The sequence below is a fragment of the Streptomyces sp. PA03-3a genome (assembly GCF_033792735.1).
In the GTDB taxonomy this organism is placed as follows: domain Bacteria; phylum Actinomycetota; class Actinomycetes; order Streptomycetales; family Streptomycetaceae; genus Actinacidiphila.
Genome location: NZ_JARAVM010000067.1, coordinates 1 through 24,660 on the forward strand (window position 1 = coordinate 1; position 24,660 = coordinate 24,660).

The 24,660-nt window shown below is 73.6% G+C and carries 25 protein-coding genes; 15 read left to right on the forward strand and 10 right to left on the reverse strand.

What is annotated here, in order from left to right:
- Window positions 1-116: 116 nt before the first annotated feature.
- Window positions 117-728: a class I SAM-dependent methyltransferase gene (locus PV342_RS39500; protein WP_500320980.1), complete on the forward strand. Its 612-nt coding sequence runs from the start codon at window positions 117-119 to the stop codon at window positions 726-728.
- 222 nt (window positions 729-950) lie between these two features.
- On the opposite strand, the gene PV342_RS39505 is transcribed toward PV342_RS39500, so the two are convergent.
- Window positions 951-3,134, reverse strand: coding sequence for an FG-GAP repeat domain-containing protein (locus PV342_RS39505; RefSeq protein ID WP_500320982.1), 2,184 nt, complete (start codon window positions 3,132-3,134; stop codon window positions 951-953).
- Window positions 3,135-3,638: 504 nt separating this feature from the next.
- On the opposite strand from PV342_RS39505, the gene PV342_RS39510 reads away from it, so the two are divergent.
- The gene (locus tag PV342_RS39510) at window positions 3,639-4,172 is read left to right on the forward strand and encodes a SigE family RNA polymerase sigma factor (RefSeq protein WP_326573322.1); all 534 of its coding nucleotides are present in this window, start codon (window positions 3,639-3,641) and stop codon (window positions 4,170-4,172) included.
- 21 nt (window positions 4,173-4,193) lie between these two features.
- Window positions 4,194-5,057 (forward strand): hypothetical protein, encoded by an 864-nt coding sequence (locus PV342_RS39515; protein WP_400799418.1) that lies wholly within the window; start codon window positions 4,194-4,196, stop codon window positions 5,055-5,057.
- 75 nt (window positions 5,058-5,132) lie between these two features.
- On the opposite strand, the gene PV342_RS39520 is transcribed toward PV342_RS39515, so the two are convergent.
- Entirely contained in the window at window positions 5,133-5,981 is an 849-nt protein-coding gene (locus PV342_RS39520) for an alpha/beta fold hydrolase (protein WP_500320984.1), read from the reverse strand.
- Between the two features lie 201 nt (window positions 5,982-6,182).
- Between PV342_RS39520 and PV342_RS39525 the strand changes: the two genes are divergently transcribed.
- The 4 genes from PV342_RS39525 (at window position 6,183) to PV342_RS39540 (ending at window position 8,669) form a co-directional block, all read left to right on the forward strand.
- Complete coding sequence (locus PV342_RS39525) at window positions 6,183-6,686, forward strand: MarR family winged helix-turn-helix transcriptional regulator (RefSeq protein WP_018558304.1); 504 nt, start codon at window positions 6,183-6,185, stop codon at window positions 6,684-6,686.
- Window positions 6,687-6,795: 109 nt separating this feature from the next.
- Window positions 6,796-7,347 (forward strand): SigE family RNA polymerase sigma factor, encoded by a 552-nt coding sequence (locus PV342_RS39530; protein WP_400799423.1) that lies wholly within the window; start codon window positions 6,796-6,798, stop codon window positions 7,345-7,347.
- Entirely contained in the window at window positions 7,340-7,915 is a 576-nt protein-coding gene (locus PV342_RS39535) for a hypothetical protein (protein ID WP_400799426.1), read from the forward strand. The genes PV342_RS39530 and PV342_RS39535 overlap by 8 nt, the downstream gene beginning before the upstream one ends.
- 97 nt (window positions 7,916-8,012) lie before the next feature.
- Entirely contained in the window at window positions 8,013-8,669 is a 657-nt protein-coding gene (locus tag PV342_RS39540) for a hypothetical protein (RefSeq protein ID WP_500320987.1), read from the forward strand.
- A gap of 70 nt (window positions 8,670-8,739) precedes the next feature.
- Here PV342_RS39540 and fmdA read toward each other — a convergent pair whose 3' ends face one another.
- The 3 genes from fmdA to PV342_RS39555 all read right to left on the reverse strand — a co-directional run bounded on the left by fmdA (window position 8,740) and on the right by PV342_RS39555 (window position 11,120).
- The gene (gene fmdA, locus PV342_RS39545) at window positions 8,740-9,987 is read right to left on the reverse strand and encodes a formamidase (protein WP_400799432.1); all 1,248 of its coding nucleotides are present in this window, start codon (window positions 9,985-9,987) and stop codon (window positions 8,740-8,742) included.
- Between the two features lie 87 nt (window positions 9,988-10,074).
- On the reverse strand, window positions 10,075-10,704 hold the full coding sequence (locus PV342_RS39550; protein WP_386989812.1) for an AmiS/UreI family transporter: 630 nt from the start codon (window positions 10,702-10,704) through the stop codon (window positions 10,075-10,077).
- A gap of 137 nt (window positions 10,705-10,841) precedes the next feature.
- Entirely contained in the window at window positions 10,842-11,120 is a 279-nt protein-coding gene (locus PV342_RS39555; RefSeq protein ID WP_400799435.1) for an FmdB family zinc ribbon protein, read from the reverse strand.
- A gap of 587 nt (window positions 11,121-11,707) precedes the next feature.
- On the opposite strand from PV342_RS39555, the gene PV342_RS39560 reads away from it, so the two are divergent.
- Complete coding sequence (locus PV342_RS39560; RefSeq protein WP_018558297.1) at window positions 11,708-12,139, forward strand: hypothetical protein; 432 nt, start codon at window positions 11,708-11,710, stop codon at window positions 12,137-12,139.
- Window positions 12,140-12,223: 84 nt separating this feature from the next.
- On the opposite strand, the gene PV342_RS39565 is transcribed toward PV342_RS39560, so the two are convergent.
- Window positions 12,224-13,324: a hypothetical protein gene (locus PV342_RS39565; RefSeq protein WP_500320990.1), complete on the reverse strand. Its 1,101-nt coding sequence runs from the start codon at window positions 13,322-13,324 to the stop codon at window positions 12,224-12,226.
- A gap of 116 nt (window positions 13,325-13,440) precedes the next feature.
- Window positions 13,441-13,845: a VOC family protein gene (locus PV342_RS39570; RefSeq protein ID WP_026250833.1), complete on the reverse strand. Its 405-nt coding sequence runs from the start codon at window positions 13,843-13,845 to the stop codon at window positions 13,441-13,443.
- 202 nt (window positions 13,846-14,047) lie between these two features.
- On the opposite strand from PV342_RS39570, the gene PV342_RS39575 reads away from it, so the two are divergent.
- On the forward strand, window positions 14,048-14,398 hold the full coding sequence (locus PV342_RS39575; RefSeq protein ID WP_500320992.1) for a hypothetical protein: 351 nt from the start codon (window positions 14,048-14,050) through the stop codon (window positions 14,396-14,398).
- 163 nt (window positions 14,399-14,561) lie between these two features.
- Here the strand turns inward: PV342_RS39575 and PV342_RS39580 are convergent, their stop codons facing one another.
- Window positions 14,562-15,851, reverse strand: coding sequence for a ferritin-like domain-containing protein (locus tag PV342_RS39580; protein ID WP_400799444.1), 1,290 nt, complete (start codon window positions 15,849-15,851; stop codon window positions 14,562-14,564).
- A 280-nt stretch (window positions 15,852-16,131) separates the two neighbouring features.
- Between PV342_RS39580 and PV342_RS39585 the strand changes: the two genes are divergently transcribed.
- Window positions 16,132-16,686 (forward strand): cysteine hydrolase family protein, encoded by a 555-nt coding sequence (locus PV342_RS39585; protein WP_018558291.1) that lies wholly within the window; start codon window positions 16,132-16,134, stop codon window positions 16,684-16,686.
- A gap of 279 nt (window positions 16,687-16,965) precedes the next feature.
- On the opposite strand, the gene PV342_RS39590 is transcribed toward PV342_RS39585, so the two are convergent.
- Window positions 16,966-17,895 carry a SigB/SigF/SigG family RNA polymerase sigma factor gene (locus tag PV342_RS39590; protein ID WP_400799448.1) on the reverse strand — a complete coding sequence of 310 codons (930 nt, stop codon included), beginning with the start codon at window positions 17,893-17,895 and terminating at the stop codon, window positions 16,966-16,968.
- Between the two features lie 365 nt (window positions 17,896-18,260).
- Between PV342_RS39590 and PV342_RS39595 the strand changes: the two genes are divergently transcribed.
- Together PV342_RS39595 and PV342_RS39600 are read left to right on the forward strand one after the other, a co-directional pair.
- Window positions 18,261-19,235, forward strand: a complete 975-nt coding sequence (locus PV342_RS39595) for a lysylphosphatidylglycerol synthase transmembrane domain-containing protein (RefSeq protein ID WP_400799451.1) — start codon at window positions 18,261-18,263, stop codon at window positions 19,233-19,235.
- 130 nt (window positions 19,236-19,365) lie between these two features.
- Complete coding sequence (locus PV342_RS39600; RefSeq protein ID WP_400799454.1) at window positions 19,366-20,739, forward strand: amidase; 1,374 nt, start codon at window positions 19,366-19,368, stop codon at window positions 20,737-20,739.
- A gap of 30 nt (window positions 20,740-20,769) precedes the next feature.
- Here PV342_RS39600 and PV342_RS39605 read toward each other — a convergent pair whose 3' ends face one another.
- Entirely contained in the window at window positions 20,770-22,137 is a 1,368-nt protein-coding gene (locus tag PV342_RS39605) for a serine hydrolase domain-containing protein (RefSeq protein WP_400799459.1), read from the reverse strand.
- 233 nt (window positions 22,138-22,370) lie between these two features.
- Here PV342_RS39605 and PV342_RS39610 point away from each other — a divergent pair, with 233 nt between their 5' ends.
- The 3 genes from PV342_RS39610 to PV342_RS39620 all read left to right on the forward strand — a co-directional run.
- Window positions 22,371-23,063, forward strand: coding sequence for a FadR/GntR family transcriptional regulator (locus tag PV342_RS39610; protein WP_329186610.1), 693 nt, complete (start codon window positions 22,371-22,373; stop codon window positions 23,061-23,063).
- Window positions 23,060-24,472: a tocopherol cyclase family protein gene (locus PV342_RS39615; RefSeq protein ID WP_400799465.1), complete on the forward strand. Its 1,413-nt coding sequence runs from the start codon at window positions 23,060-23,062 to the stop codon at window positions 24,470-24,472. The genes PV342_RS39610 and PV342_RS39615 overlap by 4 nt, the downstream gene beginning before the upstream one ends.
- A partial coding sequence (locus PV342_RS39620) for a hypothetical protein (RefSeq protein WP_500320996.1) occupies window positions 24,469-24,660 on the forward strand: 192 nt, incomplete at its 3' end. The genes PV342_RS39615 and PV342_RS39620, both read left to right, overlap by 4 nt.

Genomic DNA, 24,660 nt, shown 5'->3' on the forward strand with positions numbered 1-24,660 from the left:
CACCCGCTACGACAAGCGCGGCTACGTCTACCTCGGCACCGCCACCGCAGCGACACTCGTCATCTGGCTCCGCACATGATCGGCCGGACAAGTCCTAGTACGCGCGCCCCGCGATCGTGGACCTCGCCGGCGACGTGAGGGGCCACCGCGTCCTCGACGCCGGCTGCGGCGCCGGTCCCGTGGCCGAGGCCCTGCGCGAGCGGGGCCCCGTCGTGGCCGGCTTCGACTCCAGTGCCGGAATGCTGGCCCTGGCCCGGAAGCGGCTCGGCGACGACGTGGTGCTCGAGCGCGCCGAACTGGGCGGCCCGCTGCCGTTCGCCGACGCCGGATTCGACGACGTCGTCGCCTCCCTGGTCCTGCACTACCTGGAGGACTGGACGACGGCCCTGGCCGAACTGCGGCGCGTGCTGAAGCCCGGCGGCCGGCTCATCGCGTCCGTCAACCACTCCTTCGTCAGCCAGTTGGCGGCACCGCGAGGAACCGACTACTTCGCGACCCGCTCCCGCTCCGAGATGTGGGAACTCGGCGGCGCCAAACACCTGATGACCTTCTGGGAACGGCCGCTGCACGCGATCACCGACGCGTTCACCGCGGCCGGCTTCCGGATCGACGTCATCAGCGAGCCGGCCCCGGCGCCCGGCGCCCGCGACCGGTTCCCCGAGGTCTTCGCGCAGAAGCAGTCGGGCACGTTCCTGTGCTTCCTGTTCTGCGTTCTCACCAAGGCCTGACCTCCGCCCCCCTGGGTCCCAACGCCGCGCGGGCCGCGATCGGTACGTCTCCGGTCCTCCACCGAAAGGGGGCCCTCCGCCGCCCGCGTGCGGAGTCGGAGTCCGTGCCGGTCGGAAGGGGTGCCTCTGGGCGAGAGGCACCCCTTCCGCTCGCACCTTGCCTCACGGGTCATGTCCGGCAGGGACGCCGTACGCCCCATCGGAAGGCACGTGGCCGGCTGGCTAGGCGATGCTGTTGAACTTGGAGCCCTCGCCCGCGTAGAGGTCGGTCGTCAGCCGGGTGAACGGGGCCGTCGTCGAACCGGTCGAGCGGTAGACGTACGTGCTGTTCGGGCCGTAGGCGACCAGGTCGGGGCGGCCGTCGGCGGTGACGTCGCCGGCGCCGACGAGGTGGGAGAAGGCGTTCCAGCCGGAACCGATCCTGACGCGGGCGGCGAAGTTGCCCTTGCCGTTGCCCTGGTAGAGCCACAGGACGCCCGAGGTGTCGCGCGCGACGAGGTCGCCGGCCGTGGTGCCCGCGATGTTGCCGACGGCGGCGAGCTCGTTGTAGACCTGCCAGCCGCCGCCGACCTTGACGCGGGTCGCGAAGGGGGCGGACGAGCTGCCGGTGCCCTTGTAGAACCACAGGACGCCGGAGGCATCGGCACCGAGGAGGTCGGATCGGCCGTCCCCGTCGAGGTCGCTGCCAGCGGTGATCTTCTTGTAGATCTGCCAGCCGTTGCCCACCTTGACGCGGGTCGCGAAGGTGCCGTCGCCCCTGCCCAGGTACATCCACAGGACGCCCGAGGTGTCGCGCGCGACGAGGTCGCCCGTCGAGGTGCCGGCGAGGTTCCCCGCGGCCTCGATCTGGTTGTAGACCTGCCAGCCGTTACCGATCTTCGTCCTCTTGGCCGTGGCCACCTGGCTGCCCGACGGCCAGTCGAGGAGGTCGTCCCGCCACAGCGCGCCCGAGGCGTCCCGCGCGAGGACGTCCGTCGAGCCGTTGTCGTTGACGTCGTGCGGGTTGGCCTGGCGCGAGACTTGAAGGCTCCCCTGCGCGGTCGCCGGAGCGCCGACGCCGTCGGCCGGGGTGGCGGTGATCTGCCAGGTGTAGGCGCCGTTCGGGGCGCTGATGCCCTCCAGGACGCCGTCCCAGACGAAGGCGAAGCGGCTGCCGGAGGCCGGCTGCGGCAGTCGCTGGGTGAGCTTCTTGCCGGTGGCCGTGTGCGTGAGCGTGAGGTCCACGGTGGCGTTCGCGCGGGACAGGGTCCACTCCATCGGGACCGTGGTGCCCGGCTTCTCCAGACTCACCGCGGTGGGGGCCTGCGACCCGGTCACCTTGACGGCCAGGACCCGGCCGGTGCTCGCCACGAGCGTGGCGCTCGGGAGGCCGTCGTCCCCCTCCCAGATCCGGAACAGCCCGTCGGCCTCGGCCGTGGCGCCGCGCACGAGCAGGCCGCCGTCCGGCGCGTGGGCCACGCTGGAGAAGTGCTCGAGGAGCTTGTACGGCGCGGCGGTGGAGTCCTTGACGCTGCGCGCGTACAACGGGCTCAGCTTCTCGTCGGCCGCCTTGCCCGGGACCCCGTAGAGCAGCGAGTCCCTGGTGATGCCGGCGATGACGGCAGCGCTCATGGAGCTGTCCATGGCGAACCTCTGATGGGCGCGGGTCCCGTCCACGACGAGTTCGGTGACGCCGTTCCGGTACTCGACCGACGCCTCGTAGTCGGCGGTGTAGGCGCCCGTCGACGCCTGGGTCCACGGGGCGATGTTCCCCCCGGTGCCCCACTCGATCGGCGCGTCGCTGCTGACGGAGGTGCGCGTCCGCCAGTACTCGGTCCGGAAGGTCGACGAACTCGGGAAGACCCGGTTGCTGCTCAGGACGATCATGACGTCGCTCGCGGAGGCGACGACCTTGAAGTCGATGCTGTACGGGTTGGACGAGCGCTTCGTCTTCTTGGCGACCCCGTCGACCTGGGCGAGCTGCCACAGCTCGTGGTAGTCCCCGCTGCCCGTCGGGACCTTCACGAAGAGGTCGTCGCCGACCACGCCGACGAGCTTCGCGCCGGGCTTGAACTCGGACGCGAGGTCGTAGGACGCCGACCAGGTGGCGCCTTCACTCATGTCCCGCAGGAAGACCGTGCTGCCGCCGTCGCCGGTCACGACGATGTCGGAGTCGCTGTCGTAGCCCATGGTGCCGCCGACGATCGGCAGAACCGAGCCGTCGGCGTACTTGTGCCACTCCAGGACCTTGCTGCCGGAGCCGTCCGTCCGGGACGTGAGGTATCCGGTGTCGCCGGTGCTGACGATCTCGGCGTCGAGAGGCAGAGTCGTTTCGGCGGTGGTCGCAGAGGCGGCGGTGACCCCGGTCATCGCCGCGGGAGCGGCCGCGGCGCCGGGCGATGCCAGGGCGCCGGCACCGAGCGTCACGGCGAGAACGGTGGCGACGCAGGCGCCGACACGGCGTCGGGTCGTGCGTATGGAGGCCAAGGAAGTCCTTCCTGGTGAGCCGAGCTGTACGCACATCCGTGCGTGCCGCCCGGTCGGACCAGCGAGGAGGCCGGGTGGTTGTACGAGTTGCTCGTGTTTTTCACGGGACGACGAGCGGACCGGGAGCGCCGGGGCATGCCGCGCCTGGGCCGTCGGTCGTAACGGGTGCGCGGCTTCCCGTTCCGCGTCGGACAGACCCATCCGGAACGTCCCTCCGGGAACGGCGCGGAAGACCACTCCGGAGAGTATGTGCCGCCGGGCCGCACGGCCGGACACGGTCTCTCGAGCCCACATGGTGCCGGGCGCCGGCATCCGGGCGTCCCTCCGCCGCGCACGGGAGGCTCGCGCAGCCGCGGCGAAATCCGCTTTCAACCTCCGGCGGGCGAGGGCGCTCTGAACACGGGTGACAGGACAGGGCCCGTGCGGGCCCCGAGAGGAGAACAGATGCCGGAGAACGGCCGGGGCCCGGGAGCGGCGGCGGGCCCGCGGGCGCCGGAGAGCTTCGAGGCCTTCGCCCGGGCGAGTCAGAAACGGCTGTACCGGACCGCGTACCTGCTGTGCGGGGACGCGGACACGGCCCGGGACCTGACGCAGACCACGCTCGCCAAGCTGTTCCAGCACTGGCGGCGGGCGAGTGCCGCCGACCACATCGAGGCGTACGCCAGGACCGTGCTGACCCGTACGTACCTGGCCGAGCGCAGGCGGCGGCTGCGGGATCTGCTGGCGCACTCGCGCCCCGGGCCCGGGCCCTCGCCCGACCACGCCGACCTGCGGGTGACGTTGCTGTCGGCGCTCGCCGGACTGCCGCCCAGGGCCCGGGCCATGGTCGTGCTGCGCTACTGGGAGGACCAGAGCGTCGAGTCCGTCGCCACGCTGCTGAAGTGCAGCGAGTCCACCGTCAAGAGCCAGTGCTCACGCTCCCTGGCCAAGCTGCGCGCCCAGTTGGGCGAGGCCCACGTCTACGCCACCGGAAGCTGAGGGACCGCCATGGGAGACAACATGCCCGAGGACGAACACGGAAGCGCCCTGCTGGTGAGGGGGGCCATGGAGCACGCGGTGGCCGAACTGCCGCCGGTGCACGACCTGGTGCCGGCCGCGGTGGTCCAGGGGCGTCGCCGCAGGGCACGGGTCCGGGTCGCCGTCGCCGCCGCGGTCGCCTGCGCGGTCGGGTCCGTGGCCCTCGGCTCCGTGGCACTGCCGGGCGGGGACGGCGGCGGCAGGACGGTCCGTCCCGCCGCGAGCACCACGCCCTCGCCGCGGACGTCCGAGGAGCCGGCGCCGTACCGGACACCGGTCCACATCGAGCCGACCAGTGACACCGAGGACGCCATGGCCGGTCTGCCGCCCGCCGAGCGCGGGCGCCAGGAGGATTTCCAGCAGCGGGCGGCGGCGCTCCTCGACGAGTTGCTTCCGGACGAGGTCGGCCTGATCCGTCCGGTGGACCTCGCGGTGTGGCGCTACCAGGGCGAGACCGCGGACGGGGAGGTGTTCAGCGTCGTCCTGTCGGTGCGGCCCTCCGGCGGTGTCCCCCGGTCGACCCGGCACGGGGACACGTGTCCCGAGGACCCCGAGTCCCTCAGAGGCGGCAGTTGCGAGCAGGGCACGCTGCCGGACGGTACCAAGGTGGCGGCGTACCGCCTGATCGACGGCTCTCCGGACAGGACGTACACCCGGGCCCGCTTCGCCTACGGCCACAGCGACGCGGAACTCGCCGTCTACCCCGACCCGGACGCGAAGGCCTCCGCCCCGGTCACCGCGGGGCAACTGCTGGCGGTGGTGCGCGACCGGCGCTTCCTCGACCTGGTGCGGTACGCCGACGCGAATCCCATGGAGAAGAAGCAGATCTCCGTCCTGGGCGGCTGAGCGGCGGCGCCGCGGAACGACCTGAAGGGGCCCCGGCCGGATCCCGGCCGGGCCCCTTCGGGTCGTGCGCGGGGGTCAGCGGACGGTGGAGCGGGCGGCCTGCTCGATGATGCGGGTCACCGCGTCGGGCCGGGAGACCGAGACGGCGTGGGAGGCCTTGATCTCGACGGTGTGGGCGTGGGCCCGCCCGGCCATGAAGCGCTGGGCGGCGAGGGTGATGTTCTTGTCCTGGGTGGTGACCAGGTCCCAGGACGGGATGGTCCGCCAGGCGGCGCCGACGGCCTTCTCGTCGAAGACCGAGGCGGCCACGGGGCGCTGGGTGGCGGCCATCTGCTCGGCGACGGTCTTCGGCACGTCGGCCGCGAACTGGGCGCGGAACTTGTCGGCCTTGATGTACAGGTCGGTGCCGGTGCCGCCGCCGGGGAGCGGGAAGGGCACGGGGTTGAGGGTCTCGCCGAGGGTGCCGCCGGGGAACTTGTCGGAGATCTGCGTGACGGTCTCGCCCTTGTCCGGGGCGAAGGCGGCTATGTAGACGAGCGCCTTGACGTTGGGGGAGTCGGCGGCGGCCTCGCTGATCACCGAGCCGCCGTAGGAGTGGCCGACGAGCACGACCGGGCCCCGCACGCTCTTCAGGAAGCTGTGGACGTACGCCGAGTCGCTCGCCAGGCCGCGCAGCGGGTTGGCCGGGGCCACGACGGGGTAGCCCGCGTGCTTCAGGCGGGTCACGACGCCGTTCCAGCTGGACGAGTCCGCGAATGCGCCGTGCACCAGGACGACCGTGGGCTTCTTCTCCTGCGGGCGGTGCGCGGCCTTGGCGGCGCTGGCCGGGGCCGTGGCCGTCAGAGTGAGCGCCGCTACGCCGGCCGCGGCGCCCAGGACGGCGACGCTCTTGCGGGTGGGGCGGAAGACGGTCTTGAGGTTCACGGTGGCTCCTTGGCGTACGGCGCCCGGCAGGCGCGCCGGACAGGGGGTCGGTCCCGGGGCGTCCGCTCCGGCCGATGACGAGAAATCTAGCGTCCGCTTAAGTTGTGCGCAAGTCAATCGTGTACGAGTGCATAGCTCGCGCGGGAGATGCGACAATGGCCGCCTGAGAACCGGCCGACGACCAAGGAAGGGGAGGGAATCGTGAACGACGACACCCGCGCACCCGGGAACGGCGACCCCGCGGAGCCCTCGCTGCTGCTGGACGACCACTTCTGCTTCACGCTGTACGCGGCCTCGCGCGCGGTCACCGGCGTCTACCGGCCCCTGCTGGACGCGGTGGGCCTGACCTACCCCCAGTACCTGGTCATGGTCGTGCTCTGGGAGCACCGCACCGTGACCGTCAAGGACCTGGTGGCCGCACTGCACCTGGACTACGGGACGCTCACACCGCTGATCAAGCGCCTGGAGGCGAACGGCCTGCTCGAGCGGCGGCGCCGGGCGGACGACGAGCGGGTGGTGGAGGTGGCGCTGACCCCGGAGGGGACCGCGCTGCGGGAGCGGATCCGCACCGTCCCCCTGGCGATCGGGGACGCCATCGGGCTGACCCGGGAGGAGATCGCGGCCGCCCAGGACCTGCTGCGCCGGCTGACGATCAACGTGGACCGTCACACCGCGGGCACCGGGTCCGCCGTGAAGGCGCCGTGACCGGCGGCGCTTGAGCACCGTCGCCCCGGGCAACAGAATGGCCCCGCGAGGTCGACCACGTGTGTGCCGGGACGGGCCGGGACGCAGGGCGTCCGGCGGGGGATGAGGTATGGGACTGCCCGGGGAGCCTTCGGGGCACGTGATGGGGGAGCGTGAGTTCGACGCGTTCTACGGTGCGAGTGTCGGCCGCCTCGTCGGCCAGCTCTACGCGATGACGGGCGATCTCGCGGAGTCGCAGGACGTGGTGCAGGAGGCGTTCGCCCGGGCCTGGGAGCACCGGGCCGAACTCGACCTGCACGGCGCGCCCGAGGCCTGGGTGCGCACCGTGGCGTGGCGCCTGGCCGTGAGCCGGTGGCGGCGCGTGCGCACCGCGCTGACGCTGGCCCGCCGGCAGGGGCCGCCCCCGGTCGTGCCGCCGCCGGAACCGCACCATGTGGTGCTCGTCGAGGCCCTGCGGCAGCTTCCGGAGGCGCAGCGGCGGGCCGTGGTCCTGCACCATCTGTGCGATCTTCCGGTGGACCGGGTGGCGGCCGAGACCGGCTCCCCCGTCGGCACCGTCAAGGTGCACCTCAGCCGCGGGCGGGCGACGCTCGCGCAGCTGCTGGCGCACACGGAACTGGACCCCGGCGCGGACCGGCTTCCGGGGGGCAGGCATGGCTGACGGGACCGAACTGGGCAGACTCCTGGGCGAACTCGCCGAGTCCGGCCGGGGGCGGGCCGCTCCGGTGGCCGCGCACCAGGTGCGGGCCCGCGGCGACCAGCGCCGCCGCCGCGCCCGTACGGTGCGGGCGTCCGTCGTGGCGGTGTTCGCCTGCGCGCTGCTGGGAGGGGGCATCGCGCTGGCCGGGACCGCCCGGGTGCCGGAGCCGGGGGCGGCCACGCCGTCGCCGCCGCCCTCCCGCTTCGTCCCCCCGACCCCCGCGCCGGGCGAGGAGTACGCCGGCGAACTCGGGTACGTCCACGACGCGGTGGCCCAGGGCGGCAGCGTGCGGATCACCGTGCGGCAGCTCCGGGCGGTCGCGGGCGGCGCTCCGGTGCCCACGGGCGTGGTGCACACGCTGACCCTGCCCCGCACGACGCCGGTCGAGACGCTCCGGCTGTCGGGCGGCCGTCCCGAGGACCGCGAACTGGGCGGGCTGGTCGGCCGGCTGGCCGGCGGACCGCGGTGGACGTTCGAGATCGACTACGACGACGAGGGGCGGGTCGCGTCCCTGCGGGAAGCCGGTTAGCGCGGCGGGTAGTTGTTACCGGTCCATGACATTCCCGGTGTAACCCGCGTGGCGGCCCGGTGCGTAGAGCCTGTGCACGCCGCCCGCACCCGACCCGATGGGACTCACCGTGTTCGCCTCGCCCTCCCCGCGCCACCGCGCCGCCGCCCGGCTCGCCGGCCTCGCCCTCACCACCGTCACCGCCCTCGCCCTCGGCGCCTGTTCCGGGGCGGGCAAGGACGACGGTGACACCGGCCGTACCGACGCGGCCGCCTCATCCCGCGCCACGGCGCCGGCTTCGGCCCCCGCCTCGCCCTCGGCGCCGCCCTCGGTGGAGCACTCCGACGCGCCCTCCTCCCCGCACTCCTCCCACGCTCCGTCGCCGGACGGCCCGTCGGACGCGCCGTCGCCGCAGGCCCCCGCGCGCTGGGCGGGCGGCAAGCAGTTCGTGCAGATCCAGAACGCGTGGATCAGGGACGGGCGCACGTACCTGTCGGTGCGCTCCGCCCGCAAGGAGCCCATCACGGGACCGATCGAGGGGTGGGACATCATCCCCGGCAAGGGGCCGTACACGACGGTGCGCATGGCCCCGGAGGGCCGGGTCCTGCTGTCGGTCCCGCTGGGCGACGACTCCGCCCCCCACACCTACTCCCAGGCGCAGTTCATCACCCGGTGGTGGGCCCTGCCCGCCCCGGAGCGCGGGTGGCAGGGCTACGACGTCAGCTTCGACCCGAACGGCGAGGTGGTCAGGCTCCAGTCGCTCTACCGCTCCTGATCCCGCGGCGGTGTGCGGCCGCGGACGGGTCCCGGCCCGAGGAGGACCGGGACCCGGGTGCGCGGGGCGGTCAGGAGGTCAGCGCGGCCCGGCCGCGGTCGGCACGCGTCGGTCCGGCGGCCGACGGCCGCACGTCGAAGTCGAACATGGCGGTCGGCACGTACAGGGAGCAGCACGCGTTGGGGATGTCGACGATGCCGCTGATGCGTCCCTCTATGGGGGACGAGCCGAGCAGCAGGTAGGCCTGCTCGCCGCTGTAGCCGAACTTCTTGAAGTACTCGACGGCGTTGAGGCACGCGCGGCGGTAGGCGAGCGTCGCGTCGAGGTAGTAGTTGGTGTCCGTGTCGTGGTCGACGGAGATCCCGATGAAGGTGAGGAAGTCCGAGTAGCGCGGCTCCACGTTGCCGGGCATGAACACCGGGTTGGTCGAGATGCCGTACTTCTCCATACCGCCCTTGATCAGGTCGACGTGGAAGTCGATGAACCCGCCCATCTCGATGGCGCCGCAGAAGGTGATCTCCCCGTCCCCCTGACTGAAGTGCAGGTCGCCGCCGGAGAGCTTGGCGTCCTTCACGAGCACCGGGTAGAAGACCCGGGAGCCGCGCGTGAAGTTCTTGATGTCGTGGTTGCCTCCGTTCTCACGGGCCGGCACCGTGCGGGCGCCCTCCGCGCAGATGCGCGTGGCGAGGTCCCCGGTGGCCGTGCCGGCGAGCGCGTGGGAGGGGTCCGGCGGGACGGCCAGCGGCGGGACGCGCTCGGGGTCCGTGTCGATGAGCGCCTTCTCCCGCGCGTTCCACCGGCCCAGCAGCTCGGCGGAGGGGGCGGTCCCGAACAGTCCCGGGTGGGTGATGCCGGTGAAGCGGATCCCGGGCAGGTGCCGGGAGACCGCCTGCTGACCGTGGAAGTCCCAGACCGCCTTGTAGGCGTCGGGGAAGTAGTCGGTCAGGAAGCCTCCGCCGTTGGCCTTGGCGAAGATGCCGGTGTAGCCCCAGCCCTGGCCTGCGGAGTCCCCGGTCTGCTGGGGTACGGGGCCGAGGTCGAGGATGTCGACGACCAGCAGGTCGCCGGGCTCCGCGCCCTCCACGCCGATCGGGCCGCTGAGCATGTGGGGGATGGTGAGGTCGATGTCGCGGACGTCGTTGGCGGAGTCGTTGTTGCCGACCTGGCAGTCGGTCCAGTCCCGGCACTCCATCCGGAACTCGGCTCCGGGCTTCACCATGGCGGCGACGGGTATGTCAGGGTGCCACCTGTTGTGTCCTGGGATGTCCTGATCGCGCATCGACTTGGTCTGATCCACGCTGAAAACTACTTCGGGCATGACAGCCTCTCTTTTCTGATCCGGTCAGGACGGTGGTCCCGCGCCGCCGGCACAGCGGCCGGCCCGTGCCGGGCCGGCGCACGGCGCCTAACCCGGCGACCCGGACGACGCGGTGGCCCGCGCCTGTTCCCGCGATTTCCTGGTGAGCGGCCACAGCGCCGCGAACACGACCACGCCGAAGACACCCAGGGCTATGGCGATCTCCGTGGTGTGCTTCCAGTAGCCGGACAGCAGCAGCGCCGCGGGGATCACGCCGGTGACCCAGCCCTCGATCGCCGTCACCCAGCCGACATAGGTGCTGAGCTCCGTTTTTCTGAGACCCAGCACGAGGAAGAACAGACCCCACAGGAACGCCCAGTACAGCCAGATGACGCCGAACGGGTAGTCCTTGAACAGATGGAAATTCACGAACGAGTACCCGAGGGCGACAATCGCCACGAACAGGGAGTACCAGCCGACGCAGATATTGTCGATGTCCGCGAGGAGGACGATACCCACGTAGAGGTAGGTGAATCCGAAGAGGTAAAGCCCGGACGCCGCCAGGATCTTGTCCTGGTCGTTGCCCGCCGTGAAGATGAGGTACGTCGGGGTCAGCACCTGCAGCGCACCCACGAAGAGGTTGAACACCGCCGCCGACTTGGGGTCGACCTTCTGCAGCAGCAGCAGGCCGTTCATGAACAGCACCGCACCGACGAAGAGCAGTCCCACGTTCGCCACGGGGACGCACCTCCTAAGTCCGCGTGGGGACGGATTGCCGTCGGCGCGCCACCGGTTCCCGCTTCGGCGGGAGCGGCGTCCGCGCTCCGGCACTGACCCCCCTGAGCAGCTCCGACCAGCCGATCACCGCCCTCGCGCTAGGGCCTGGGCAGCCGGGACAGCGCCGGATGGGGCCGCGGCGCCGGCCGCTCGCGCGGCGGCGGGGCGGACACCACGTCCGGCGCCTCACGGGACTTCTCCTCCCGTTCGCGGGAGGCGGTGAGCCCGTGCGGCGTGACGGCGAGGGACGGCGAGGAGAACACCCGCCGGGCCTCGCCCGCGCAGGCGGGGCAGCCGTGCGTCGCGGGTGCGGAACCTATCGCCAGCCTTACGTCGAAAGGCCCGCAGTCGCTGCAAAGGTATTCATAGGTCGCCATGAAGTTGCCTCCGGTCATCGGCGCACCCGCGTCAACCTCGACGTCTGCGGCACACCAAGTCGAACGCACGCCGGGGGAACAATCTCTCTATCAAGGAGACGCCACCGCAAGACAGTTGTCAAGGTCGGCGGAAGGCGCCCGGGGCATGCCGGAAGGGAGTTCCGGAGTTCCCTTTCCGGCACTCCCGGAAACACCGGATCCCATTCGATTCCCTTTCCGCAGCGAACCGGTCGCCGGATATACACCCTCGCGGGCGCGACCGCATTCCGGCCCCCCGGGGACGGCCGGAGCCCTCCGCCGCCCGCCTGCCCGGCCCGTGCCGACAGCGGGGCAGACCGGGACACAGGTCCGGGACGTACGTCCTGGACACAGGTCCACAGGTCCTGGACCCGCGGTGCGCGGCCCGGGCGGTATGCCCGCTGTGAGGCGGTTCACTGTGCTTTTCCTGGACGGACACCACTCGCGGATTTAGCGTTCATATACATCGGCCTTTTCCGTAATGCGGTGGCAATGGCGCCGCGCTCATCGGACGGCACACGACGCTTCGCGCGGAACAGGGCGAACGCCGGAGAGGTGGAGAAGTGAGCATGGACGCCGTATGGGTCCGTGGCGTGAACGGCCTTCAGATGCACCACGTCACCGACCTCCAGGACGCCGGCAGGTTCCTGGGCAACGCAGCCATGGCCCTGCGGGCCGCCCACGTACGGACCGGCGCCGAGCGCTTCGAGGGCCTGGCCGCCGAGCTCAAGGCCATGGTGACCCGGGTACGGAAGCTGGAGGACGAGGCCCGCTCCGCGATGCACGAGCTGCACGCGACCGACCCGGAGCGCTTCGCCCGCTGCCGCGAGGGCCACGAGCCCTGGCCCGGCGAGATCCAGGCCGGGTTCATCCCCCGCCACACCTGCCGCGACGAGTGTCTCTACCACGACCGCGGTGTACTCGAGGCGATCACCCAGTGCACCTGCGGCCGACCGCCCTGCCAGGCCTGCCAGATCGGCGGCGAGCCCGTGACGGCCTGATCCACCGCGCTTCGCGTTCCGCCCCCGGGCGGCACGAGGGCCCCGGCCTCCGACGAGGCCGGGGCCCTCGTCGTGCCCGCCCGGCTACCCCAGGAGGCTCAGCAGCAGCACGGCCACGACCAGGGCGGCAGCGGCGATCGCGAGACCGCGGGCGACCCGGCGGCTGGAGGGCAGCCCGAGCACCTCGATGCCGTCGCTCCCGGGGAAGGCGTAGAAGACGCGGTCGGGGTCGGTGGGGACGGTGATGCGGGCGAGGGGCAAGTGACGCAGCACGATCCTGCGGTGGACCTCGCCCGCGGGGACGAGGTGCGGGACGAGCGCCTCGGCGTGCGTGGCGTCGAGGTCGCCGGGCAGGGCCTCGTCGCCGGTCAGTACGGCCTTGCGCCACCGGCCCAGCCGGGCGGTCCGCCGGCGGACCGGGAACGGCGGCCGTTTCAGGGGGCGCCGCACCAGTTCCTCGCGGCTGCGCTGCTCGATGACTGCGCCGACCCAGGTGGTGACGACCCCGCTCCCCCCGCACGCGTCGTGCGCGACGGTGCCGCCACCCGTGCACTTGGGGCAGTCGACGAGTCCCGTCCCCGTGCACTGCGAGCACTGCGTGCGGCCCCGCCCGGCACAGGTGGGGCACGCGGCGCCGGGGCGCCGGCACTTGGCGCAGCGGACGCGCCTGGGGACGGCGCGGGACGCGGTCGCCGGCGCGGCGCGGTCGCGGTCCTTGGCACGCGGCCGCGGTTTGCCGGTGCCGTCGCATTCGGCGCAGGACTCCAGTCCCCGGCAGTCGGGGCAGGCCGTCGTCGGGTCGCAGGGGAGCCGGCCGCGGCCCTCGCACCGCTTGCAGGCCCATTCGCCGTTGCCGCATTCACAGGTGTTGTGGCGTACGGATCCCTCGCGTACGAGCTCGATCCGGTGCACGGAACCGTGCTCCGCGGGCGGGCCGGGACGGTAGCCGGCGAGGTGGGAGTAAGTGGGGAGTGCGGAGAGGTCCTTGCGGCCCTTCTCGGTCCTGGCGCTCTCCTTGCGGGTCTCCGTGGTGCGGCGGATGCGGCAGTCGAGCACGGAGTGCCAGGAGAGGTCCGCACCGGCGGAGGAGTCGAGGCGGACGGCGCCGCCGGCTCCGGACAGGTGCCGTGCCAGGGCCTGGAGCATCTCGTCGTCGGACGGTGTACCGGACGGGTTCTCGGCCATGACGACCACTCCCCTCGACGGGCGCGAGGCGCGCTGTCGGCAGGGTAAGGGCGAATCTGATGCTCCATCAAGATCGGGTGCAGGGAGGAATCTTGCGATCCCTCCCCGCTTCCCTCTCAGCTCTCGCCGGTGGTGCCGCCGCCACTCCCGTAGGGACGGGTGATGACTTCCATGCCATGGCCCGCCGGGTCCATGAAGTAGACGCCGCGGCCGCCGTCGTTGTGGTTGATCTCCCCGGGCCGCTTGCCGTGCGGATCGGCCCAGTAGGTGAGGCCGGCCTCCCGGATCCTGCTCAGGATGCCGTCGAACGCGGACTCGGGGACGAGGAAGGCGTAGTGCTGCATGACGATCGTCTCCGCCGGGACGGTGGCGAAGTCGAGCGTGACGCCGTTGCTCAGCTGGAGGGGGACGAACGGGCCCCATGCCTCGCCGGCCCGCAGGCCGAGGATGTGCGCGAGGAAGTCGGCGGATTCGCGGTTGTCCCGGGAGTGGACGATGGTGTGGTTCAACTCGACTGACACAGTGGGATGCCTCCGTAAGGCATTCTCACGGGCGCCTCCATGCCTCACCCGGCCGGTGACCGGCACGCGACGCCGTACCTCCGATCCTATGCGGGGCCGTAATCCGGTGGGCCGGGAAGGCGGCGGCCCGTACGGTGGACGGCCGGACCGGGCCGACCGGGCCGACCGGGCGATCCGGGTGTTCCGGGCGGGAGGACGGACGATGACGGACACGATGACGCTGTGGCGCCCCACGGGGCCGGAGGAGCTGGCCCTGGTCGAGGCCTCGGGGTGGCGGGAGTGGCCGCCGCGGCTGCCCGAGCAGCCGATCTTCTACCCGGTGCTCGACGAGGACTACGCGATCCGCATCGCCCGCGACTGGAACGTCCCCGCCTCTGGTGCCGGTTATGTGACGCGCTTCGAGGTCGAGGCCGGGTTCGCCGCCCGCTACCCGGTGCGCCAGGTGGGCGGCCGGACGATCCTCGAACTGTGGGTGCCCGCGGAGGAACTGCCCGCATTCAACCGGCACATCGTGGGCCGGATCGAGGTCGTGCACGAGTTCCGGGACGCGTAGCGGCCGGGACCCGGGCCCTCGCGGGGGCCGGGGTCCCGGCCGGCGGCGTCAGCCCACGCCTGGCGCCGAGAAGGTGCGGACGGCGCCGCCGTCCCCTGTGCGTGGGCGGCCCGGCGCCGGCACATCCGGGCGGCCGGGCGGCCCCTGACCGCGGTGGGGGTCGCTACGGCCGGCGTCCCGGAGGGGTGCCGCCGCCCGCGGCGGCCGGCGGCTGTCCGGCTCCCGGGAAGAAGGGCCGGAACTGGGGGCCGTAGGTGTGGCGCCCGTCGCCCAGCGGGATCTCCATGAGGGCGAGGGCGGGCTCCTCCAGCTGTTCCATCGTCCTGATCGCACGGTTGAGCGCACCGTGGTCCCCGGACTGCCAGGCGGCCTCCAGGTCGCGCAGCAGCTCACCGTAGACGGTGTCGAAGCGGCGCAGCAGGGTCGCCGCCTCGCGGGGCGGGTGGGGCCAGCCGCCCTTGGGGACCACACCCATGGGGTGGACGTCCGGGAAGGGGACGGGCGGGCCGCTGAACTCCCACAGGCCGTCGGTCTCCTGCAGGGCGCGGCCGTGGTAGATCTCGGCGAAGGCGTAGTAGTGGGCCACGTCGCGATGGCCCCCGGTGGCATCGCCGGTCGGCGCCTCGGGGGAGTCCGAGGTGCCCTCGCCCTGCTCCTTGATGATCTCCACGGCGGCGACGACGTCGTCCAGCGTGCGCATCGGCCGCAGTTCGTCGGGGCCGATGCGCTGGCCCATCTGGCCGCGGACGCTGAGTTCGGGGCGGTGGTCGAGGAAGGCGGTGACGACCCCGTTGTAGAAGTCGCCGATGGTCGGCGGTCCCGCGGACGGCTCGGGGAGCGAGGACTCCGGGGTCTCGATGGCCATGAGGACGTCCCGCACGTACGCGCGGGTCAGGCCGGAGAGGTGCACCGTCAGCTCGCTGCGCACGCCGCCGGGCAGCGGGCAGGGGTAGTCGGGGCTGACGGCGGCGATCCGCGGCCGTCCGCCCACGGCGACGAGCATGTTGCAGGCCAGGCCCATGTGGAACATCTCGTCGGTGACGATGCCGCGGATCAGGGTGGCCACCGTGTCCGACCGGTCCCGCACCGACCACCAGGCGCACAGGTACGGCGGGATGGTGGCGAGTTCCAGCTCCACGGCCACCTGCAGGGCCTGCCGCAGCCAGTCGGTACCGCGGGACGGCGCGGGGACGGCCAGCAGACGGGCGACCAGGCCGTGGACGGCGGCCACCGCGACGCCGGGGGCCGCCCCGGGGGCCGCGGCGGTCGCGGCCGCGGCTGCCGCCGCCTGCAACGACGGTGCGAGCGGAGCCGCCTGGGCGGCGGTGCCGAGGACAGCGGGGCTGACGGCGGCCAGCGCGGCCGACTTGACGAAGCCCCGGCGGTCGAGGGCCGCCGGCGGGGTCACGGCGGTCCCGTGCCCGTTGTCCTGGTCTTCCACCGGTTCCGTCACCCAGGTCTCCGTCCCCGAGAAGAATGGCGCGCGGGACACGGCACTGGTCGGACCCGCGAGGCTGGCGAAGCTATCAGCCGGGCCCCGGCCTCCGGGTCCGCGACGCCGCGCGTGCCGCGGCGCGCCGCCCGTGCGGCCCAACGGGTCCCTGGCGCCGCCCGCCGACGGGACCGGCCGCCCGCCTGACGTGGGCACCGTGACCGGCGCGGGTTCCGCGGCGCGCGCCGGTCACGGGCGTACGCTGCCCGGCGCCCCCTCCCCCACCAGAGGACGTCCAGGCATGCACGACACCGGCGACGCCACCGCGCTCGTGGTCATCGACATGATCAACACCTATGAGCACGAGGACGCCGAACTGCTGCTCCCCTCGGTGCGCGCGGCGCTGCCCGGGGTGCGGCGGCTGATCTCCCGCGCGCGGGAGGAGGGCGTGGACGTCGTCTACGTCAACGACAACTTCGGCCGCTGGCGCTCGCACCACCAGGAACTCCTCGACATCGCCCTCGACGGCCCGCACGCCGACCTGGTGGAGCCCGTACGCCCCGACGCGGACTCGCTGTTCGTCCTGAAGGCCCGGCACTCGATCTTCTTCCAGACCCCGCTGGAGTACCTGCTGGGGCAGTTGGGCGTGGGCCGCCTGGTGCTGTGTGGGCAGGTCACCGAGCAGTGCGTGCTCTACTCCGCCCTCGACGCGCACATCCGCCATGTGCTGACCGTCGTCGCGCCGGACGCCGTCGCGCACATCCACCGGGACCTCGCGGACGCCGCGCTGCGGATGATGGAGCGCAACATGGGCACCCTCGTCACGCCCTCGTCCGGGATCGCGCTGCGCGGCTGACTCCGGCTGCCGGGCCGTCACCTCCGGCACCCGTATGGGAACGCGCATTCGGGGCACCCGGACGTCAGGAGGTGCTGACGATGGTCCCCCTGACGGCCGGTCCCGAGGACGACGCGGACAGCGAGGTGGGACGGCTGCGCGCGGAGAACGAGCAGTTGCGCCGCGCGCTGGACAGCCGCGCCGTCATCGACCGGGCCGTCGGCATGGTGATGGCGCTGACGCCCTGCCCCGGGGACGCGGCCTGGGCGGTCCTCGTCCGGGCCTCCCAGTACGGCAACGTCAAGCTCCGCGACGTCGCGGCCGCGCTCGTGGCGAGTGCGGCGGGCCGGCAGCTGCCGGCGGACGTCCACCACGCCCTGGTGCGGGCCCGGCGTCCCCGGTCCGCCCGGCCGCCTCGACCTCCTCGCGAAGCCGGCGGCAGGTGCGGGTGATCAGCCGGGAGACGTGCATCTGGGACAGGCCCAGCTGGTCGGCTATCTGGGTCTGCGTCATGGCGTGGAAGAACCGCAGGTAGAGGATCTTCCGTTCACGCGGGGGGAGTTCGCGCAGCCGCGGAGCGACGGCCACGCGGTCCACGACGAAGTCCAGACAGGGGTCCTCGGACCCCAGGGTGTCGAGGAAGGTGCGGCCCTCCGCGCCGGGGGCGGCGAAGTCCAGGGAGGCGGGGGCGAAGCTGTCGAGGGCCTCCATGGCGGCCAGCACGTCCTCCTCGCTCATCCGGGCGCGCGCGGCGATCTCGGCGACGGTGGGGGTGCGGCCCTGCGTCCCGAGGAGTTCGTGGCGCACGGTACGGACCCGGCTGCGCAGTTCCTGGACCCTGCGAGGGACGTGCACACCCCACATGTGGTCACGGAAGTGGCGTTTGACCTCACCCACGATGGTGGGGACGGCGAAGCTCTCGAAGGCGCTGCCGCGTGCGGGGTCGTAGCGCCGTACGGCCTTCACCAGGCCGAGCGCGGCGACCTGCCGGAGGTCCTCGGCGGATTCCCCGCGGTGCCGGAAGCGGCGGGCGAGCCGTTCGGACATCGGGATCCAGGCGATGACGACCTGCTCGCGCAGGGCCTCCTTCTCCGGTCCCTCGGGGAGGGCCGCGATCCGCCGCTGGGCCTCCGCGGTGTCCGGGGCGTCCTCGTGCGGACGCGTACGGGCACCCGGCGGCGGGTGCGGCGGGGAGTGCGGATGCCTGGTGCGGGGCTTTCTGGCGGCCATGGTCGTCCTGCGCCTTCCTGCGGGGTCCGGGAACCGCGCCGCGCAGGGCGTGCCGTACGGAAGGGCACGCTCCGCGCTCAGGGGGCCCTGCCGGGGCGCCCCGCGCGTGCGTGCCTCCGTTCCGAAGCACGGGGATCGCCTGCCCCGGAAGGCACCGCGCAAACCCCGTACGGCGGCGCGGTGGTGAGTGTCCGCCGGCATCCGGTGGCGGGCACCGGGCCCGGGGACGGGGGCCGGTGACGCCGTTCCGCCATCCGGGGACGGGCCCGACGTCAGCCGCAGGACACCCGCAGGTCGCGCGGGCAGGGCATGAAGAAGCGACCACACCTGCGGACAGGCGCACGACGCGCGGGGGCGACCGGACCATGGGCATCACCACCACGACGACTCCACACCTCCTGAGCGGCGCGACCCTGCGCCGCATCGCCTGCCTGGCCCCGATCGCGCTGGTCGGGTGGTGGGTGGCCCGGCACTGGCGGCTGATCGCCGACGGGGGCCGCGGACTGCTGGACGCCGATCGCGGCTGGCTGCTGGCCGCCGTCGCGGCGACTGGACTGGCCTGGGTGGCGGTGTCTTTCATGCGACAGGGCACGGTCCTGGAACGGCTGCCGGCGGGACGGCTGCTGGCGACGCAGTTCGCCGCGGGCACCGCGAACCACCTGCTGCCCGCCGGCATCGGGGCGAGCGCGGTCAACCTGCGCTTCATGCGGGCGTGCGGGCTGCCGCCCGCCCGGTCGGCGGCGGCCATCGCGCTGTACTTCCTGGCCGAGTGCGTGGGCCGCGGGACGCTGCTGGCGGTGCTGCTCGCCGTGTTCCCGCACGCGCTACGGCTCGACGGGCTGCTGCCGGACGGCGTCTCCGTACCGGTCGGCCCGACGGCGGGGGCGGCGGCCGGGGTCTGCGCGGTCGTCACGGTCGCGCTTGTCGCCGTGCCGCGGCTGCGGCGGGTGGCGCGTACCTTCCTGGCGACGGCGTTCACCGACGCGCGCACGCTGCACGCCCGGCCGTCGAGGGCCCTCGCGCTGTGGGGCGGCTCGCTCGCCTTCCCCGCCCTGCAGGCCGGCGGCCTCGTCGCGGTCACGATGTCCCTGGGCGTCCCGGTGCCGTTCGCCCATGTCGCCCTCGCCTACCTGGTGGCCAGCGTCGCGGCGGCGGCACTGCCCACTCCCGGTGGCGTCGGCTCCGTCGACGCGGCTCTCGTGGTGGCCCTGGTCGCCACGGGCGCCTCGCTCGCCGCGGCCACCTCGGCCGTGCTCGGCTACCGCATCGTGACGGTGTGGCTCCCCCTCGTCCCCGGCGCGCTGGTCCTGGGCGCGCTGGTCCGCAGGAAGGTCGTCTGACCCGCGGTCCCACCGGCCAGAACGTCGTGGTGACGGGCGGGCCAGGCATGCCACGCTGGGCGCGGGAAACGGGGCGCGGGAGGGCGGAACGCTGGAGCTGCACGAGTACGCGGAGCTGGACGCGACCGGGTTGCGGGAGCTGATCCGCTCCCGGGAGGTCGGCGCGGGCGAGGTGGAGGCCGTCGCCCGCAGGGCGCTGGAGGCGGCGGGGGCCGAGCTCAACGCGCTGACGCTGCCGCTGTTCGACCCCGCTCCCGCGTACCGCGAGGGCGGGCCGTTCGGCGGGGTGCCCTTCGTGGTCAAGGACGGCGGGCCGTTCGTGCGGGGGGTGCCCTTCACCCTGGGCAGCCGCGCGCTGCGCGGTGCCGTGGCGGACGCCGACCACGATCTGATGGCCCGGTTCCGGGAGGCCGGCCTGGTGGCGCTCGGCCAGAGCACCGCGCCGGAGTTCGGGCTGAGCTTCGCCACCGAGCCGGTCCGGTACGGGCCGACGCGCAGCCCCTGGGACCCGGCGCGTGGGGTGGGCGGTTCGAGCGGCGGCTCGGCCGCGCTGGTCGCCGCGGGGGCCGTGCCGCTCGCGCACGCCAACGACGCGGGCGGTTCGATCCGCATCCCGGCCTCCTGCTGCGGGCTGGTCGGGCTCAAGCCGAGCCGGGGACGCACCCCGTGCGGGCCGCTCGCGGGCGAGGCGGCGTTCGGGCTGCAGGTGGAGTTCGCCGTGACCAGGACGGTACGGGACACCGCGGCGCTGCTGGACGCCGTGAGCGGGCCCTCGTACGGCGACAAGTACCCCCTCCCGGCGCCCCCGGTGCCGTACGCGCGGGTGGTGCGCACCGACCCGGGGCGGCTGCGGATCGCCGTGACCACCGCCGCGTGGACGGGCACACCCGTGGACCCGCAGGTCGCCGCGGTCACCGTCGACGCGGGCAAGGTGCTGGAGTGGATCGGGCACCACGTCACCGAGGACGCGCCGCGCCTGGACGCGGATGACCTCGTGGAGGCCACCGCGCTGGGCGCGTTCGCCAGTGGCGGCGCGCTGCTGCGGGCGGCGCCGCGCATGGACCGCTCCCTGCTGGAGGCGGTGTCGCGGGCGGTGCTCGCCGAGACCGAGGCGTGCACGGCGCTCGGGCTGATGGCGGCGATGGACGCGCAGCACCGGGTGACCCGGGCGGCGGGGCGCTTCTTCGCCGGATACGACCTGCTCGTCACGCCGACGTTGGGCGCGCTCCCCGCGCCGCACGGCACCCTCGACCACGACGACCCCCGGCACACGGTGCGCTCGTGGCTGCGCGAGCTGTTCGCGTACGGGCCGTTCACGGCGGCCTTCAACGTCTCGGGACATCCGGCGGTCAGCCTGCCGCTCGGCCAGAGCCGCGAGGGACTGCCGGTCGGGGTGCAACTGGTCGCCGCCCAGGGCCGGGAGGACCTGCTGCTGGGCGTGGCCGCGCAGCTGGAGCAGGCCGTCCCGTGGCGGGACCGCAGGCCGCCGTTCACGGTGGGCTGAGCCCCTCCCCGCCGCCGGGGCGGCCGGCGCTCAGCTGCTGCTCGGGCTGGTGCCGGTGCCGTTGGTGGGCGGGAACGCGTAGACGTGGTCCGGGGTGACGATCTTGGTGATCGCCTCGGCGAAGAGGCTGCTGGGCTCGCTGCCGCCCACGGCGGTGTCGGTGTTGAGCAGCACGACCATGGTGGCCTTGGCGGCGGGCAGGTACACGGCCGTGCTCTGGTAGCCGGGCAGCGAGCCGTTGTGCCCGACCCAGCCGTGGTTGTCGAAGAGGCCGAGGCCGTAGCCGATGCCCGGGTACGAGGTGGGGAGGAAGGTCGTGCGCTGCGCCTGCGTCGCCTTGGCGAGCAGGGTGCCGTCGGCCACGATGCGCGCCCAGGCCCGCAGATCCTGCTGGTCGGAGATCATGGCGCCGGCCGCCCAGGCCCAGGAGGGGTTCCAGTTGGTGGCGTCGGCCTCCTTCCCGTCCTTGGTCTGGCGGGTGTAGCCGCGGGCGTGCGGGTTCGGGAAGGCGCGTCCCGCGGGCAGGACGGTGTGCTTGAGCTTGGCCGGATCGAGCACATTGCGCTGCAGGTAGTCGCCGAACGGCAGGCCGCTCGCCTTCTCGATCACCAGGCCCAGCAGGACGGTGTTGGTGTTGGAGTACTGGAAGCGCGAGCCCGGACCGGACGGCGAGGGGTGCTGGAAGGCGTAGGCGAGGAGTTCGGCGGGGACGAACTCCCGCTCGGGGTCCGCCTTGAGGGCCTTCTGGAAGTTCGGGTCGTCGGTGTAGTTGTAGAGCCCGCTGCGCATCTCGGCGAGTTGCCGCAGGGTGATGCCGTCGCCGCCGGGCACGCCGTCCACGTAGCGGGAGACGGGGTCGTCGAGCCGGACCTTCCGCTGGTCGACCAGGGTCAGCAGCGCCGTCACGGTGAAGGTCTTGGTCTCGCTCCCGATCCGCATGTAGAGGTCGGGCGACATGCGCGCCTTCGACTTCCGGTCGGCCACACCGAGTGCGCGCACGTAGGAGCCCTTGCCCGCGGCCCACAACCCGACGCTCACGCCGGGCACTCCGGTCCTCTTCAGGGTGTCCTCGAGCGCGCCGTCGAGCTTTCTGACGACCTCGCCGGAGAGCGCCGGGAAGTTCCCGCCGGCGGGCGAGCCGCTGGGGGAGGCCTGTGCGGGGGAGGCGGACGCGGGGGAGGCGGAGGACGGGCCCGCCGTCCGGCCCGGCTCCTCGGCCCGCGCCACCGGCGAGGCCGGCGCGGACGTCGCCGACCGCGGGCGCTCGGGGGAGCGGGTGGTGTCCGCAGGCCCGCCGCACGCCAGGGCCGTGGGGAGCGCGGCGGCGGCGAGGACCGTCGCGACGGCCCTCCGCACGGTGCTGCGGAACCTGGGCGGGCGGGCGCACGGGTGCGTCATGTCGGTGTCCTTCGGCCGTGGGGACGGGACGGGATCGAGCGGGGCGGGGCCGGGCTGGGCTGGGTTGGGTTGGGCGAGGGCACGTCATCGCGAACGTAAGCCGATCGCCGCGGTGCGGCGACCGGACGGCGGGTGCCGCGCGTCCGGGCGGGTGACGGCCGCCGTGGGAGCGGGTCTTGACGGTGCGTCGGCTCATTGGTTGAGTGGCTCATCCACTGAACCATGGAGGTGTGATGGAAGCGCTGCCGCGCACGTCGATCGTGGACGTCCTGGAGGACCGCATCCGCGAGGAGATCCTCACCGGCCGACACCCCGCGGGGAGCCTGCTGCCGCCCGAACGCACACTGGCCGAGGGGTACGGCGTCACCCGGACCACCCTCAAGCACGCCTTCGGGCGGCTGGTGCAGGCCGGACTGCTGGAGACGCGGCACGGCGTCGGGACCCGGGTGCGGGACTACGAGCGCCTCGGCGGCGCCGACCTGCTCCCCATGCTCGTCCGGCACGACGCCCGCTGGCTCTCCGAGATCTTCGAGGTGCGGCGCGGGGTGGGCGCCCTGATCGCCGGCGCCGCGGCGAACCGGGCGGGCGACGCCGCACGGACCCGGCTGCGGGAGCTGGTGGAGGCCGTACGCACGGCCGGGGACCCGGACGCGGTGCAGCTCGCGGACGCCGAGGTGCACCGGGCGCTGGCCCGCGCCACCGGCAACCGTGTCTACGCGCTCCTCACCAACACCCTCTTCAACGCGTACCTGCCGATGCGCCGGCACCTCGCGGGCCCCTTCCAGGACGCGGAGGAGGCGTACGGGCGGCTGGCGCCGGTGGTCGCCGCGGTGGAGGAGGGCGACGGCGCGGCCGCCCGCGCGGCGGCGGAGGCGTATCTGGCGGCGACCGAGGAGATCATGCGCGAGGGGCTGAGGTCGCGGTGAGCGCGGCACGGGGGACGGTCTTCGCCGAGACCATGACGGGCACCGTACGGCTGCGCGGGGAGGACCGCGAGCGGCCGGTGCGGCTGGAGTTGACGGCACGCAGCGAGGACCTGCTGCTGCCGCACCGCACGACCGCGGCCCTCGTCACCGGACGCCTGCGCGTCGCGGGCCGCGCCGACACCGCCGTCAGCGGCACGCTGGAGGTCTCCCCGCTGGCCCGGCGGCGCATCCACTACCGGCTGGAGTGCGAACTCGACGGCGGGCCCTGCCTGCTGGAGGGCTGGAAGTCCGTCACCCCGCGACGGCCGCTGGCCTCGATGACCACGCTGCCCTTCACCCTCACCGCCGGGGACGGCCCGGAGCCGGCCGGCACGGGCACCCTGCGCTTCCGGACGGTGACCTCGCTCGCGCCCTTCCTGGCGAGCTTCCGCTTCCCGCGCCGGGACGACCCCCGGGCGCAGTGGGCGCCGCGCTGGGACGGCACCGCGGGCCGCACCGAGGTCTGGTACACCACGGCCACCGACCCGGCGACGGGCACCGGACTGTGGTTCCACCACGAACTCGTCGCCCCCGCCGACGGCTCCCCCGCCTTCACCCACGGCTGGGCCGCCGTCTTCCCCCCGAAGGGCGAGGGCCCCGTGGAGCACGCCCGCTTCGGCCCGCTGCCCTGGGCTCCGGCGAAGGACGCCGGGGGCTTCACGGCGGACGGGGTCGAGGCCGTGCCCGGCCGGCTGCGGGGCACGGCGGGCGAGCTCTCCTGGGACCTCACCGAGGACGCCGGCGGCGAGGGGCCGCTGTACACCTTCCCGCGCTGGTCGTGGCGGCACCCGCTGCTGCCCGCCGCGCAGATCGTTCCGTCGCCCCGCGCCCGGTACACGGGCACCGTCCGCCACGGCGCGTCCGAACTCGCCCTGCGCGCCGCGCCCGGGGCCTCGGCCCGCATCTACGGCCACGGCAACGCCCGGCGCTGGGCGTGGCTGCACGCCGACCTCGGCGACGGCGACGTGCTGGAGGTCGTCGCCGCGGTCTCCACCCGCCCGGGCCTGGACCGGCTGCCGCCGCTGGTCTTCCTCCGGCTGCGCAAGGACGGCCGCGACTGGCCGCGCGGCGGTCTGCGCCCGGCCCTGGGGCGCGCCGGTCTCGGCCGCTTCACCGCCGACATCGGCCTGCCGCGCTGGAGCGTGAGGGGCCGCGCGGGCGGGCGGCGGATCACCGTACGGGTCGACCAGCCGGACGAACGCACCCTCGCCCTCGACTACGCCGACCCCGACGGCTCCCCCGCCGTGTGCCGCAACAGCGAGACCGCCGACGCCCATGTGCTGCTGGAGCGCCGGGGCCGCGACGGCTGGCACACCGAGGCGGAATGGACGCTCGCCGGCACCGCCCACGCCGAAGTGGGCGACCGGTGAGCGCGGCCGTCCGCGGCCTGGTGGCCGCGCTGCTCGCCGACGCGGGCGACGGCGGCTGGCCCGCGGGGGTGCCGCGCCGGCGCCGGGCGGCCGGGTTATTGGAGGCCGCGCCGTCCGGTCGCCACGCCCTCGCAAGCGAAGGCAATACGGCCGCGGGCGGTGGGCCGTTGTCTATTATACCCATGTCC

Coding starts and splice junctions, on each gene's coding strand:
- PV342_RS39565 (WP_500320990.1), bottom strand. CDS start 13,324: ATGGCCGAGAACCCGTCCGGTACACCGTCCGACGACGAGATGCTCCAG.
- PV342_RS39605 (WP_400799459.1), bottom strand. CDS start 22,137: ATGACGCACCCGTGCGCCCGCCCGCCCAGGTTCCGCAGCACCGTGCGG.
- PV342_RS39575 (WP_500320992.1), top strand. CDS start 14,048: ATGACGGACACGATGACGCTGTGGCGCCCCACGGGGCCGGAGGAGCTG.
- PV342_RS39535 (WP_400799426.1), top strand. CDS start 7,340: ATGGCTGACGGGACCGAACTGGGCAGACTCCTGGGCGAACTCGCCGAG.
- PV342_RS39560 (WP_018558297.1), top strand. CDS start 11,708: ATGGACGCCGTATGGGTCCGTGGCGTGAACGGCCTTCAGATGCACCAC.
- PV342_RS39555 (WP_400799435.1), bottom strand. CDS start 11,120: ATGGCGACCTATGAATACCTTTGCAGCGACTGCGGGCCTTTCGACGTA.
- PV342_RS39595 (WP_400799451.1), top strand. CDS start 18,261: ATGGGCATCACCACCACGACGACTCCACACCTCCTGAGCGGCGCGACC.
- PV342_RS39510 (WP_326573322.1), top strand. CDS start 3,639: ATGCCGGAGAACGGCCGGGGCCCGGGAGCGGCGGCGGGCCCGCGGGCG.
- PV342_RS39590 (WP_400799448.1), bottom strand. CDS start 17,895: ATGGCCGCCAGAAAGCCCCGCACCAGGCATCCGCACTCCCCGCCGCAC.
- PV342_RS39530 (WP_400799423.1), top strand. CDS start 6,796: ATGGGACTGCCCGGGGAGCCTTCGGGGCACGTGATGGGGGAGCGTGAG.
- PV342_RS39540 (WP_500320987.1), top strand. CDS start 8,013: ATGGGACTCACCGTGTTCGCCTCGCCCTCCCCGCGCCACCGCGCCGCC.
- PV342_RS39610 (WP_329186610.1), top strand. CDS start 22,371: ATGGAAGCGCTGCCGCGCACGTCGATCGTGGACGTCCTGGAGGACCGC.
- fmdA (WP_400799432.1), bottom strand. CDS start 9,987: ATGCCCGAAGTAGTTTTCAGCGTGGATCAGACCAAGTCGATGCGCGAT.
- PV342_RS39585 (WP_018558291.1), top strand. CDS start 16,132: ATGCACGACACCGGCGACGCCACCGCGCTCGTGGTCATCGACATGATC.
- PV342_RS39515 (WP_400799418.1), top strand. CDS start 4,194: ATGCCCGAGGACGAACACGGAAGCGCCCTGCTGGTGAGGGGGGCCATG.